This is a genomic window from Acinetobacter sp. Ag2, assembly GCF_001005515.1.
In the GTDB taxonomy this organism is placed as follows: Bacteria; Pseudomonadota; Gammaproteobacteria; order Pseudomonadales; family Moraxellaceae; genus Acinetobacter; species Acinetobacter bereziniae.
Genome location: NZ_LBNA01000020.1, coordinates 22,807 through 34,964, shown reverse-complemented (window position 1 = coordinate 34,964; position 12,158 = coordinate 22,807). Strand labels below are relative to the sequence as shown.

14 protein-coding genes and 1 pseudogene are annotated in these 12,158 nt (G+C 36.2%); 7 read left to right on the top strand and 8 right to left on the bottom strand.

Going from position 1 to position 12,158, the window contains the following annotated elements; genetic code table 11:
* Positions 1-160 (top strand): annotated as a pseudogene (locus AAV97_RS21315) (IS481 family transposase); the annotation flags it as partial.
* Between the two features lie 31 nt (positions 161-191).
* Here AAV97_RS21315 and AAV97_RS01015 read toward each other — a convergent pair.
* The 3 genes from AAV97_RS01015 to AAV97_RS01005 are packed head-to-tail and all read right to left on the bottom strand — an operon-like array spanning position 192 to position 2,579.
* Positions 192-728 (bottom strand): hypothetical protein, encoded by a 537-nt coding sequence (locus AAV97_RS01015; RefSeq protein ID WP_046759570.1) that lies wholly within the window; start codon positions 726-728, stop codon positions 192-194.
* 28 nt (positions 729-756) lie between these two features.
* Positions 757-1,404 carry an HAD-IB family hydrolase gene (locus AAV97_RS01010; RefSeq protein WP_005030050.1) on the bottom strand — a complete coding sequence of 216 codons (648 nt, stop codon included), beginning with the start codon at positions 1,402-1,404 and terminating at the stop codon, positions 757-759.
* Complete coding sequence (locus tag AAV97_RS01005; protein WP_046759569.1) at positions 1,371-2,579, bottom strand: DUF1615 domain-containing protein; 1,209 nt, start codon at positions 2,577-2,579, stop codon at positions 1,371-1,373. Before AAV97_RS01005 ends, AAV97_RS01010 begins: the two co-directional genes overlap by 34 nt.
* Before the next feature lie 83 nt (positions 2,580-2,662).
* Between AAV97_RS01005 and dusB the strand changes: the two genes are divergently transcribed.
* Positions 2,663-3,685 (top strand): tRNA dihydrouridine synthase DusB, encoded by a 1,023-nt coding sequence (gene dusB, locus AAV97_RS01000; RefSeq protein WP_046759568.1) that lies wholly within the window; start codon positions 2,663-2,665, stop codon positions 3,683-3,685.
* Positions 3,686-3,709: 24 nt separating this feature from the next.
* Here dusB and AAV97_RS00995 read toward each other — a convergent pair whose 3' ends face one another.
* Complete coding sequence (locus AAV97_RS00995; RefSeq protein WP_046759567.1) at positions 3,710-4,585, bottom strand: LysR substrate-binding domain-containing protein; 876 nt, start codon at positions 4,583-4,585, stop codon at positions 3,710-3,712.
* Positions 4,586-4,727: 142 nt separating this feature from the next.
* Between AAV97_RS00995 and AAV97_RS00990 the strand changes: the two genes are divergently transcribed.
* Positions 4,728-6,149, top strand: a complete 1,422-nt coding sequence (locus AAV97_RS00990; protein WP_046759571.1) for an aspartate ammonia-lyase — start codon at positions 4,728-4,730, stop codon at positions 6,147-6,149.
* 453 nt (positions 6,150-6,602) lie between these two features.
* Here the strand turns inward: AAV97_RS00990 and AAV97_RS21310 are convergent, their stop codons facing one another.
* Complete coding sequence (locus AAV97_RS21310; RefSeq protein WP_228136491.1) at positions 6,603-6,815, bottom strand: DUF4291 family protein; 213 nt, start codon at positions 6,813-6,815, stop codon at positions 6,603-6,605.
* A 123-nt stretch (positions 6,816-6,938) separates the two neighbouring features.
* Here AAV97_RS21310 and AAV97_RS00985 point away from each other — a divergent pair, with 123 nt between their 5' ends.
* The gene (locus AAV97_RS00985; RefSeq protein WP_046759566.1) at positions 6,939-7,448 is read left to right on the top strand and encodes a DinB family protein; all 510 of its coding nucleotides are present in this window, start codon (positions 6,939-6,941) and stop codon (positions 7,446-7,448) included.
* Positions 7,449-7,500: 52 nt separating this feature from the next.
* Here the strand turns inward: AAV97_RS00985 and AAV97_RS00980 are convergent, their stop codons facing one another.
* The 3 genes from AAV97_RS00980 to AAV97_RS00970 all read right to left on the bottom strand — a co-directional run bounded on the left by AAV97_RS00980 (position 7,501) and on the right by AAV97_RS00970 (position 9,819).
* Entirely contained in the window at positions 7,501-8,544 is a 1,044-nt protein-coding gene (locus tag AAV97_RS00980) for an NAD(P)H-dependent flavin oxidoreductase (RefSeq protein ID WP_046759565.1), read from the bottom strand.
* Between the two features lie 128 nt (positions 8,545-8,672).
* Positions 8,673-9,374, bottom strand: a complete 702-nt coding sequence (locus tag AAV97_RS00975; protein ID WP_004831504.1) for a VIT1/CCC1 transporter family protein — start codon at positions 9,372-9,374, stop codon at positions 8,673-8,675.
* A 100-nt stretch (positions 9,375-9,474) separates the two neighbouring features.
* A complete protein-coding gene (locus AAV97_RS00970) occupies positions 9,475-9,819 on the bottom strand; it encodes a hypothetical protein (RefSeq protein ID WP_004831503.1) in 345 nt (114 codons plus the stop codon).
* A 549-nt stretch (positions 9,820-10,368) separates the two neighbouring features.
* Here AAV97_RS00970 and AAV97_RS00965 point away from each other — a divergent pair.
* The 3 genes from AAV97_RS00965 to AAV97_RS00955 all read left to right on the top strand — a co-directional run bounded on the left by AAV97_RS00965 (position 10,369) and on the right by AAV97_RS00955 (position 12,085).
* The gene (locus AAV97_RS00965; protein WP_009585049.1) at positions 10,369-10,779 is read left to right on the top strand and encodes a roadblock/LC7 domain-containing protein; all 411 of its coding nucleotides are present in this window, start codon (positions 10,369-10,371) and stop codon (positions 10,777-10,779) included.
* Between the two features lie 369 nt (positions 10,780-11,148).
* Positions 11,149-11,505, top strand: a complete 357-nt coding sequence (locus AAV97_RS00960) for a hypothetical protein (protein WP_004721834.1) — start codon at positions 11,149-11,151, stop codon at positions 11,503-11,505.
* A 364-nt stretch (positions 11,506-11,869) separates the two neighbouring features.
* The gene (locus AAV97_RS00955) at positions 11,870-12,085 is read left to right on the top strand and encodes a DUF1653 domain-containing protein (RefSeq protein WP_035300665.1); all 216 of its coding nucleotides are present in this window, start codon (positions 11,870-11,872) and stop codon (positions 12,083-12,085) included.
* The last annotated feature ends 73 nt before the right edge of the window (positions 12,086-12,158 follow it).

Below are 12,158 nucleotides of genomic sequence, written 5' to 3'. Positions count from 1 at the left end.
TAGTACATTAGAGGAATTACAAGCTGATCTAGCCGTTTGGCAAAAATTCTAAAATACTGAACGAACTCATCAGGGAAAAATGTGGTGAGGTCGCACACCACTGGAAACATTACTTTGTGGGAAGCGAAGTTGGGCTGAGATGAATTTAGCTCAAATTTAGCCTGACAGGCACACTAAAAAGTGGTTACCTGTCAGATCTGGATTGAGCTAGCAAATATTAATGCTGGAGCTTTATCATTATAAAAATTTGATTTAAATACTTTTTCCCCTACATACGATTTTAAATAATAATGCTGTTGGTGTAAGCGAGAACCACCTTGTATGCCTTGGGCAAAATTCTCATCTTGATTTAATTTGCGTTTAATCGCACTAAAAAATCGTTTTATATTTTTATCAGGCGTTTTTGAAATTACTCTTAAGGTTATTTTTTCTAGAGCATTCTCAGTTTCTCTTCCACCTTGTCCTTCAATAGCGTAAATACAATATTCATCATCATAGATTTGGTGTTTATTGATTTTTTGTTCTTTATCTAAAAAATAGAAGCCCAGATTTTGATGATCATACTCCAAAAGTTGTGTTTTTAGATTTTCAGTTGTGATCATTTTGATTTGAATTTGCTGATTGGAATCAAAGTACTCCATCATCATTTCAATGTTATATTTTTCTAATTCAGGCTGAATGTAACGATAGAATTGCGTCAATGATGTGATGACATAAATATACGACATAATGAGCTCACATTTAAATTATTAGCTTTCAAGCTAATTTCTTTTCATCTTCAATGTTTGGGAGCAACTGATCTTTACCAACCATATATTTAAAATCAGCTAAATTGAGCATGTCGAGATCTTCTTCACTATTTCCATAAGCAAAGACTTTTTGATAATGCGCTAAATTGTATTTTTCTAAAACTCTCAAACGTTTTTGTTCACAACTACAATCTGGTGTCGCATAATGACCTGTAAATTTTCCCTCAAGAATCTCAGTCTCAGTACAAATCAAATCAATTTTTAATAATTGGCAAATGACCTCTAAATAAATGTCGACAGAAGCAGAGACTAAAACGACATCATCACCATTATTTTGGTGTTTGAGCAATTGTTGATAAAGGGTAGGATCTAATTGTCCCATGAGACGATAAGCATATTCATCGGCGATATCTAAAATCTCATTGGCATCAGCATGTTTAAACATGGCGTTAAACAACTTTATACGCATTGCATGCGCTGGATAGATATTTAAATAATAGGCTTGGATCCAAGGTAAGATTTTGATGCCTTGTTTGACAATATGCCTTTTGGATAAGGCATAGAAAATAAACCCTGTAAAACTGTCTTTTTTACACAGGGTTCCATCAAAATCAAATAAAGCTAAATTTTTATACGTTTTGCTCGGTGCATACATGTTTCATATCGTCCGTTTACGCGGCTCGCATACCAATTTGTGTTGTAGTCACGACTCAATTTTGGTCCAGAAATAATGACTTCAGGCATTATGGCATATATTGGTTCTTTGCCTGTTTGATTTTTATATAGTTTAGAAACGGCGATATAGGTTTGGGTTTTTTCAAAATCTTGTTCTTTCTCTTGTTTGAGGTCATTACGAAGTTGTCTTGGTGTCACTAGAATATTATTTTGAGCAAATAATGCAGTCAGTGCTTTTTCTGTATCTGTGATGGCAGGGCGAGGATCACCATTTTTATCATAAGATAAGAGGTCACCATCCAGTGCCAAGTCGGCTTTAGCCAACTTATCAATCATTTTTTGAAAGGCAGCATTACGACTAGAATACATCCCTGAGTTGTAGTCTGCAAAACGATAGATTGGCTTGTCATAGTTTGCAGGATACATCATCAAGCGATGAATCCCGTAATACAAACCACCAAATTCTGTATAGAGATCGTCACGTAACTCATTAACATTCATGCTGCTACGCTTGTGTGCTTTGGCATAATTGATATGTACTTGCATCGACCCAAGTGTCGTGATTGGATTCATTTTTTCAGCAATATCTTGACCTACGAATTTGGCAGCACCAGTCAGGGCACTGACATGATAATGCTTTGCCATATAGTCAAATATTTCACGATACAACACATCTAAATCTTTTTCTGTACGCACGCGGCTCATTTGTTTTAAATAATTATCATCAGGTGATGGTTGATTTTTTAAAACATTTTCAAAGTAAGATGCGACAGTACCACCAATGGTTGAACCTAATTTATCTTCAAATTTTTCATTGAGTCGAGTGGTGACTTCTTTGACTGCTTTATCACCTAGACCTGGAACTACAGGGTTGGCGACAAAGTTCGACTCTTGATCGACGACAGCAATGATCGTACAGACATTTTCTTTGTTGGTCGGAATCTTTAATTCGTTTGAAATATCAAAAATATCTTTTGCCCAAGAATCACGTTGGCTGACACGATTTGGAATCAGCTTTTTAATTTGTTCCTGTTTTAACTGCTCATCATCTTCATTGGCAAACCATGAACCTTTACCACAAGCAACTAGACTTAAAGAAAGAGCTAACACGCTGAAAGATTTAATAAAAGCGTGATGTCGAACTAATTTTTTCATATCGCAGAAAACATACTCAGAAAATGATGAGCCACTATGGCAGATGCAGTATACTATGAAGGTCTAAAAATGTATGAATATATATGTATATTGGTCCCTATCAACTGTCAAATAATTTAATTGTTGCCCCTATGGCAGGCGTGACTGATCGTCCGTTTAGAACACTATGCAAGTACTTTGGTGCCGGGCATGCGGTCAGCGAAATGATGACATCTGATCAGACTTTAAGGATGACCAAAAAAAGTTTATATCGTGCCAATTTTGATGGGGAATTAGCACCCATTTCCGCCCAAATTGCAGGTTCTGAACCTGAACAATTGGCTGAAGCTGCACGTTACCAAGTTTCTAATGGCGCTCAAATTGTCGATATCAATATGGGCTGTCCTGCGAAAAAAGTCTGCAATAAGTTAGCAGGCTCAGCACTGTTACAAGATGAAGATTTAGTTGCCCGAATTTTAGATGCAGTGGTCAATGCTGTGGATGTTCCTGTCACTTTAAAGACCCGTTTGGGCTATTTAAATGGTCAAGAGAATATTCTCCGTGTGGCAAAACGTGCTGAAGAAGCAGGGATAGCTGCCTTAGCCTTGCATGGTCGTACCCGTGAAGATATGTATTTAAACACTGCACGGTATAGCTTGATCAAAGAAGTTAAACAGTTGATTTCAATACCCGTGATTGCCAATGGTGATATTGATAGCCCTGAAAAAGCCAAATATGTGTTGGATTATACTGGTGCTGATGCCGTGATGATTGGTCGTGCGGCACAGGGACGCCCTTGGATTTTTCGCGAAATTGCCCATTACTTAAAAACGGGTGAACATTTAGTTGCGCCCAATATCCAAGAAGTGAAAGATGTTTTAATTGGACATTTGTCTGAGCTTTATCAGTTTTATGGGGAATATTCAGGTTGCCGTATTGCACGAAAACATATTGCTTGGTACACCAAAGGCTTACATTCAAGCAATGAGTTTCGTCAAAATATGTATAAGGTGGAAAGTACACTTGAGCAAGCCAAAGTTGTAGAACAGTATTTTGACCACTTATTGGATCAAGGCAACCTGATGAGTGATGTACAAGTAGAGTCCGTTAATTTATTGGATGTATAAGTTAACGGCTTTACAATAAAAGCCTTAATTTAACACCAAGGCATTCCAAACAAAATTTACTTTTTCAGAGTAAATTAAATGGCTACGGACGATATACACATCCTGAAAGAAGCTATAACCCTCCAAAACTTTTAATTTATTGTCATTCAACTCTTCTTCAATCAATAATCTTGGCAGCCATGCGACACCTAAGCCTTGTAAAGCCAAGGCTTTTAAGTCACTGGCGTTGTCTGTTTCATACAAGGTACGGTAATTTAATTTACCTTCGATCACTTTATCGACACATTTACCCAAATAGGCTTTTTTGCTGTAAGCCAAAAGAGGGAAGTTTTGGCTAAATGTATACTTGGGTTGGTGATTGATTGTTGCTGTGACAGGTAAGACTTCCATTTTGACGATTTTATGATATTTAAAAATACTGGGGTCTAGTTGTTGTAAAGTGATTTGATCACAATAACAAATTAAAAAGTCACAAGAGCCTTCTTTTAATAAATAAAGCCCTTGCTGCAAATTGGAGGCGATAATTTCTAATTTTAAATCATCATAATTGCTATATAGTTTTTGAATAAACTTAGGGAAAAATTGAGTAATGAGTGAGTGGGATACTGCAAACTTAATCGATAACTCATTGTCTTTAATATTTTTTTCTAAATAGTTGATGGTGGTGTTCATCTGATTTTTGATATTTTTAGATGTCGAGAGCAAGACTTGCCCTGCATCGGTGAAATCAATGCTTTTGCTATAGCGTTTTAAAATCTGAAAGCCAAGCGCTTCTTCAATATTCTGTATTCTGCGTGTGAAAGCAGATTGGGTAACGTGGCGTAGCGCAGCAGCTTTAGAGATCGATTTTTCTTGATCTAAAGCCAACAGATCTTCTATCCATCGAATTTCAAGGGTCATATTGATTAGCCGTTCTACATTTCACTCTAAGCATTATAACAAGTGATATGCAAAAAATGCATACATAAATATTTTTTTACATTAGCCAATTTTCAATGCATTTCCTAAGATAAATTTATTCTTTTATTGAGCTGTAATGCACATGAACATTGAAATTAAAACGCGAGTTGAGAAGGATTTATTAGGACTTAAAGAAGTGCCATTTCATTGTTATTATGGCGTACAAACCCTAAGAGCATTAGAAAACTTTAACTTAAGTTCAACTAAATTAAGTCACTTTCCTGTTTTTATTAAAGCACTTGCAATGGTTAAGGCTGCGTGTGCCGATGCCAATTTCAAACTCAATAAGCTCGAAGAAAATAAATATAATGCAATTCAGCATGCTTGCCAGCAACTGAACAATGACCTGTATCATGAACAGTTTCCGATTGATATGATTCAAGGTGGTGCGGGTACATCGACCAATATGAATATCAATGAAGTGGTCGCGAACATTGGATTAGAGTATTTAGGGCATGCAAAAGGGGAATACCAATATTTGCATCCAAATAATGATGTAAATATGTCTCAATCAACCAATGATGTTTACCCTAGTGCAATAAAAATCGGATTATTATTTGCTTTGGACCAACTGAATCTGCCGTTCCAAAGTTTAATTCAAAGCTTTGAAAACAAATCAAATGAGTTTTCTCATATCTTAAAAATGGGACGTACTCAGTTACAAGATGCAGTACCGATGACTTTAGGTCAAGAATTTGCAGCATTTGCGCATACTTTGCAAAACGATTTGAAAAAAATCAATCAAATTATGCCAGACGCTTTAAGCGTGGTGAATCTTGGCGGAACTGCGATTGGTACGGGTATTAATACAGAAGTTGAGTACCGTATTCTTGCTATTCAAGCTTTATCTAAAATTACCAATAAAACCATTTCAAGTGCGCCTGATTTAATTGAAGCGACTTCAGATATGGGCGATTTTGTTCTGTTATCGAGCTTATTAAAACGTACCGCTACGAAACTTTCAAAAATCTCAAATGATTTACGTTTGTTGTCGAGTGGTCCGCGTGCTGGTTTAAATGAAATTCATTTAGAACCACGTCAACCGGGCAGTTCAATTATGCCAGGTAAAGTGAACCCTGTAATACCAGAAGCAATGAATCTTGCTTGTTATCAAATTATGGCAAATGATTTGGCAATTACACTCGCTGCTGAAGCAGGTCAATTGCAGCTCAATGCGATGGAACCTTTGATTGCTTTCAAATTGTTTGAATCAATTGATTTGTTAGGCAGAGCAATGCGTATGTTTGAGCAGAAATGTATTCAAAATATTCGTGCAAATGCAGAACATTGCCAAGCTTTGGTAGACAACTCGATTGGTATTATTACGGTGTTGAATCCTTACTTGGGTTATGAAACGACAACGCGTATCGCTAAGCAAGCCAATGAAACTGGGGCAAGTATTTTAGAGTTGATTCGAGCAGAACAATTGCTTTCTGATGAAGTTTTAGCTTCTGTGCTTGCTGTGCAAAATATGGTTCACCCAAAGCAGAAAGATGCGGCTTAATTGCTTTATAAATCTAGTTGATTTTCAAGGAAATACGTTCCGTTTCTTTTCTGATTAAAATAACACAGCCTCCAAATGGAGGCTGTGTTATTTGTAGATAGTTAGATTATTTCTAGGTTTGGGTTATTTGAGATATCACTCATTAAGTTCTAAGCGTAATCGAACCTTAAGAAATTAAAACACCCATTCAATTAGGCAATCCGCAAATGCTGTTTTAGCAGATCATTTCAAGCGTAGATCCGCTCTTTTCGAAAATAATTTTTCAGTATATTTATACTCTCCTGAGCATCAAAATTGTGACATTTTGATGAGTAGCAAGTGTTGGGTCAGTATGAGTACTTTGTTGAATCAATATTCCCAAAAACCACGCTGAATACAGATCGCTAAAATATGATTTTGATTGGGTTTGCTTGCCCAGCCCCATCAACCATAAAAAAGACGGTTTGATACAGGTCATTCTTTGAAAAGAGAAGGGGAGACAAACTTTTGATGTTGTATAGCGAGCTGTGCAATATGTGGGTTATAGGCTTGATAAACCTTAATGCTGTCACAGTCATATACAGCACAGATTTCGTGATATGCATGATAAATCTCACTTGTATTTTTGAATAAGTTAAAAAAAGAAAACTTATCTAAACAAGTGGAAAATGATTGACCGATTGGCAACAAAGTGATTAATCATGATAAAAGCAATTTATATTGATTTTGTTGTCATTTTATTCAAAATAGAGTTTTTATCAAGCTGATTAAGTTGATCGCTATACAGGCTATGCATAGGTCGTTGAGTAAATGAATAAGAATGATTTAAGACGATTTGCTCAATATAATATTTGGGCGACACAACGTCTTTGTGAATGTTTAAAAGCCGTATCTGATGCAGATTTTAATCAAGATATTGGACTGTATTTTAAGAGTATTGCAGGAACGCTTAACCATTTACTGCTGGGCGAACATTATCTCTGGTATTCACGTTTTAAAGAAAATCACTCTCTAACTATGGCATTAAACACCGTCATTCATCAGGATAAAACGCAGCTTTTGAATGAATTAAGCCATAAAAGCCTAAATTGGTTGAGCTTTATTGATGATTTAGATGAAACAGTTTTAACGGGAAACTTGAACTATTTTAGATCGAATGGGGAAGCGCAAAGCTTGCCTTATGCAGATACGCTGATTCACGTTTTTAATCATGGTACACATCATCGAGGGCAAGTAACTGCTGCTATGACGATATTGGGTTATCAATGCCCTGAGCTTGATTGGGTATATATGTTGGTGGAAGAAAATTTACAAGATTGACCAGAATAAATTACAGAAATGACACATCGTCACTTCTGTAATTACTTTGAAATCAAGCGTGATTCATTTCTACAACCAATTGATTCAGTAGATCTTGAGCCTCGAGTTCACGAATTAGAGCAACATTACTACCTGCCCAAAATGCACCAAAGCCAACATCGCCATTTTGTGTTGCCACTGCATTGAGCTGTTTTGCTAAATCATATGCGTATGGATAGGCTGCAACATCTGGACGATCAGCTTGATCAATTCGAGTTTGCCAATGATTGATGATGCCACGTGCTGGGCGACCTGAAATACTTGAGGTAATTTGGGTCAAAGGATGATCAAATAAAGCTTTGCGGTAAGCAGTATTGGCATTTGACGATTTACATTGTACAAAGGCGGTTCCCATTTGCACTGCATCTGCACCGAGATTGAGCATGGCTTTTGCCTGTTGACCATTCATAATTCCTCCAGCTGCAACCACAGGGAGTGAACAGTGTTTTTTGATCAGTTGAACAAGGTCGGAGGTTTTAATTGCACCATCGATCTGTGCATTAAAAATACCACGATGTCCACCTGCTTCAATTCCTTGAGCAATGATAATATCAATCCCTGCTGCTTCGATCGCAAGGGCTTCAGTCAGATTGGTTGCTGAAACAAGCGTTAAAATACCAGCATCTTTTAGTTTTTGGATTTGATATTCATGTGGAATACCAAAGTGAAAACTCACCGCTTTGGGCTGTGTTTCTAAGCATAGATCTAAAAAATCATCGTTGTCTTTAAAGCTTGGATAAATACATTTTAATTCAGTGGGTGGAACTGCACCAAATTTTTCAAATTCAGTGGCTAAATGTGCTATCCAAAGCGTATTGGAATCTATATTTGTGCTTGATGATTCATGACAAAAAAAGTTAAGTTGAAAAGGATATGGTGTTAAGTTTTGCGTTTCTTTGATTTGTTGACGTGCAGTTTCAACAGTATTTGCCCCAAGCCCCAATGACCCAAGAGCACCTTGATTAGATACTTCAGCTGCTAATAGGGGTGTTGAAACTCCTGCCATAGGTGCAAGCAATATTGGAAGTTTTATTCCTAACTGTTCTAATAAAGACATTTCCTAGCTCCTCAATTTTCATTTACTTTGCCCAAGCTGAGGGCAATAAGCAAATTATGTTCAGTATTTATTTTAAAAATATAATTTAAATACATGTTTATGTGGAGCTGAGGTGAAACATGTTGATATTAAATCGGAGCGACATGGAAAAGAGAGCCAATCCAACTGGAGAAAGCCATCGCGATAATGCCCCAAATGGCAACTCGAAGGCTGCCTTTAAGCATAGAGGTTCCGGCAAAATAGCTTGATAACGCACCCAAAATGACCAAAGATAAAATACCAACCACCAAAACCACTTTTTCTAAATAAATTTCAGGGCTGAATAAAATTGATAATGTGGGTAATAACGCCCCAATCGAGAAAGATAACGCAGAAGAACCAGCAGCTTGGATCGGTTTGGCAGCAGTTATGTCATTGATTCCAATTTCATCACGGGCATGGGCTTCCAATGCATCTTTTTCAGTCAGTTGAATAGCAACCTGATGGGCTAGCTCAGGGTCTAGTCCACGCTGTATATAAATATGTGTCAGTTCTTTAAGTTCTAAATGCGGATTTTTTTCTAATTCGCGTGCTTCAACTTTTAAATCCGCCTCTTCTATATCCGATTGTGATTTGACAGAAATATATTCACCTGCTGCCATTGAAGTTGCACCTGAAATTAAGCCAGCAATACAGGTAATAAGTAGTGTGTGACTCGATGCTCCACTTGCTGCCATCCCCATCACTAAACTGGTCACTGAAATAATACCGTCATTGGCACCCAGAACAGCTGCTCTTAACCAGCCTGTACGTTGTATAAAATGTTGTTCTGGGTGATGTGAATGAGACATAAAGGTGACTCCATATTCAGGGAAGTTAAATCACTTATAATTTAAGTATATGACAAATATAAAAAAGCTCCTATGTCAGGAGCTTTTATTTCAATTCAAATTATTGTTGAGCTTTTTCTTTCACATCGGCTGCACCTTTTTCAACGGCGCCCGCTGCAGTTGCGGTTGCATTTTTAGCCGCATCTACAGTTGCGTCAGCGGCATGAGCGGTTGCATCAGCGGCATGATCTACAGCTGTAGCCGTTGCATTGGCAGCATGATCAGCTGCTTGTGCTGTTGCACTCGCAGCATCTTTAGTGGCATTTTCTACATCATGTTTAGCTTGATCAACAGCATTTTCAACATGTTCACCCGTAGTCGCTCCTGTCTCAGGTGCTTTATCCTTATTACAGCCTACGAGTGCAATCGTAGCAATCAGACCCAAAGCGAGTAAAATTTTATTCATCTTGTATACCTTTTTTAAATTAATATTTGGCATCCAGCAGCTGGATGAAATAAATATAAACACAAAAAAAAACCAAATCAAAAAATAAAATGTAACGTTTTTATAAGCCTTATGCTTTGAATTAACAACTCGAATCCTTCAAACAATATTATTTTCATCAAATCTTAATATATTATTCATAAAATAGTATATGTGTGGTCTTTTTTTATTCAAAAATTATAACCAACAAGAAAATATAGTCGTGCAACAACATAGTGGAGATGTAAAGTAAAATGTAATGTGCAAAATGGGTATTTTGTGCCGATGCACCATATATGAGCAAGAATGACATTATTGAGGGAAATCTGACATTTATATGTTTAGAATACTATTTAAACAGTTCTTAAAATAAAACTGAGTTAAAGTAAAAAAACATATTTACAAGCAAATAAAAAAAGATAGAATTAAGAAGAAAGTGTGAAATATATCAAATAATTCACTCGCCCCAAAAAGCCCCAAAATGGTGCTTTAAACGCGGGTAAAATGGAAATTTATGGGGTTTTCTTAAATATGTTGGATTTAAACAAATCTCGAAAAGTGCCAGATGATTTTGTGGAATATGCTGAAAAACAAATAAGGCATTTACTGAACGCTGTGAGTGGTGTTGAGTTTGTGATGTTATGTACTTCAGATGGTTTTGAAATTGCGCTGGTCAATAAGAAAAACATTAATAATTCAGGAAAAATTGCTGCTGTAAGTAGCTCAATTTTAGCGATGGTGACTGCTTTTGTATCAGAGATTAATCTTGTTGGATGTCAAACAATTACTTTAGATGCAGAGAATGGAAAGGCATTGCTTACAGCAATTCCGCATCCGACGCATCCTTTAGTTTTGGTTGCCATGACCAATAAAGATATTTTGTTAGGTCAAATGCTATATGAGCTAAAGTCGACTACAGAATTGCTGATGAAAAATATCTAAGGTCGCTCATGAAAATTGTTAAGCGGCTTATATTTTTTATATAAAACGAGATGTTTATCAATAACTGAAATAATCTATTGATAATTGTTGAAAGTTGTAGCAAGTTTTAAATGATTAAAAGCCTAATTTATTTTTTAAATTACGCTTGAATAATTAATATTTTTTATGCTATTAAAATAAGCATAGGAAATAATTAATTAAAATTGATTATCGAATAAAATTAAAATAGGTATTCAAGAAGAATACTAATTTTATCCATGTTAGCTAGGGGTATTAATCTTTAGTTAAATAGTAAAGTGTTTTAGTAAAGCAAAATAAAAATTGAATTACTAAAGCAAACAACAATGTCAAATAGAAACGGGGATGCTCATGGCTCGTATCACACTAGATCAATTAACAGATATCGATGGTTTCGTCTGCGCTGCTTTAGTAGACAGCGAAAGCGGTCTTTCATTAGCGACAGCAGGCGCAGGTTTGGACTTGGAATTGGCAGCAGCAGGTAATACTGAAGTTGTTCGTGCTAAGCGTAAAGTTGCCAAAGCATTAAAACTTGATGATGTAATTGAAGATATTTTGATTACTTTAGGTAAGCAATATCATTTGATTCGTCCATTAGATTCAAATGAAAATTTATTCCTTTATCTTGTTTTAGATCGCTCTAAATCAAACTTGGCTATGGCTCGTCACGAGTTAAAAGCATTTGAAAAAGGTTTAGACTTTTCTTGATTTGTTAGGGTCTGTGGACATTTCATAAATGGCTTGCGTTGTAGGTTAAAATTGAGCAGGCAAGGCATGAAATGAAGAGAATAGCGAGACTATTTTTAAGTTTCATAACGTAGCCTGAGATAATTTTAGCCACAACCCTTCGGGACTAGCGTGTTTTTTGGCGCTTCGTCGTTACGAACTACTCATTTAGAATGACTAAATTTCGTATTTCGCGCCTAGAATCTCCTAAAAAACACACCTAGTCGCAAACATAGACGAATTGTCCACAGACCCTATTGAAAAGTAAATAAAAACTCGTCTTCGGACGAGTTTTTTACATTAAGATCATGTATAACATAATAATCGTATTGGTGGTTTTAAACTTATGTTGAAAGTCGGAATTTATAGACATTATAAAGGTAATTTGTATCAAGTTTTACATATTGCAACGCATAGTGAAACACGAGAAAAATTGGTGGTCTATCAATGTTTATATGGTGATTATTCAATTTGGGTTCGCCCATATGAAATGTTTATAGAACATGTCAGTTTGGAAGATGGTCAATCACGAGCAAGATTTGAGTTTTTACACACCATCTAATTTAGCCTACTTATTGATTTACAGTGTATGGCTAAACATGATTTGTATGATAAAGAATTTGTGCTACAAAGCT

What these genes read in the sequence shown, in the direction of transcription:
- AAV97_RS01015 (WP_046759570.1), bottom strand. Translation starts at nt 728, where the DNA reads ATGTCGTATATTTATGTCATCACATCATTGACGCAATTCTATCGTTAC.
- AAV97_RS01010 (WP_005030050.1), bottom strand. Translation starts at nt 1,404, where the DNA reads ATGTATGCACCGAGCAAAACGTATAAAAATTTAGCTTTATTTGATTTT.
- AAV97_RS01005 (WP_046759569.1), bottom strand. Translation starts at nt 2,579, where the DNA reads ATGAAAAAATTAGTTCGACATCACGCTTTTATTAAATCTTTCAGCGTG.
- dusB (WP_046759568.1), top strand. Translation starts at nt 2,663, where the DNA reads ATGTATATTGGTCCCTATCAACTGTCAAATAATTTAATTGTTGCCCCT.
- AAV97_RS00995 (WP_046759567.1), bottom strand. Translation starts at nt 4,585, where the DNA reads ATGACCCTTGAAATTCGATGGATAGAAGATCTGTTGGCTTTAGATCAA.
- AAV97_RS00990 (WP_046759571.1), top strand. Translation starts at nt 4,728, where the DNA reads ATGAACATTGAAATTAAAACGCGAGTTGAGAAGGATTTATTAGGACTT.
- AAV97_RS00985 (WP_046759566.1), top strand. Translation starts at nt 6,939, where the DNA reads ATGAATAAGAATGATTTAAGACGATTTGCTCAATATAATATTTGGGCG.
- AAV97_RS00980 (WP_046759565.1), bottom strand. Translation starts at nt 8,544, where the DNA reads ATGTCTTTATTAGAACAGTTAGGAATAAAACTTCCAATATTGCTTGCA.
- AAV97_RS00975 (WP_004831504.1), bottom strand. Translation starts at nt 9,374, where the DNA reads ATGTCTCATTCACATCACCCAGAACAACATTTTATACAACGTACAGGC.
- AAV97_RS00970 (WP_004831503.1), bottom strand. Translation starts at nt 9,819, where the DNA reads ATGAATAAAATTTTACTCGCTTTGGGTCTGATTGCTACGATTGCACTC.
- AAV97_RS00965 (WP_009585049.1), top strand. Translation starts at nt 10,369, where the DNA reads ATGTTGGATTTAAACAAATCTCGAAAAGTGCCAGATGATTTTGTGGAA.
- AAV97_RS00960 (WP_004721834.1), top strand. Translation starts at nt 11,149, where the DNA reads ATGGCTCGTATCACACTAGATCAATTAACAGATATCGATGGTTTCGTC.
- AAV97_RS00955 (WP_035300665.1), top strand. Translation starts at nt 11,870, where the DNA reads ATGTTGAAAGTCGGAATTTATAGACATTATAAAGGTAATTTGTATCAA.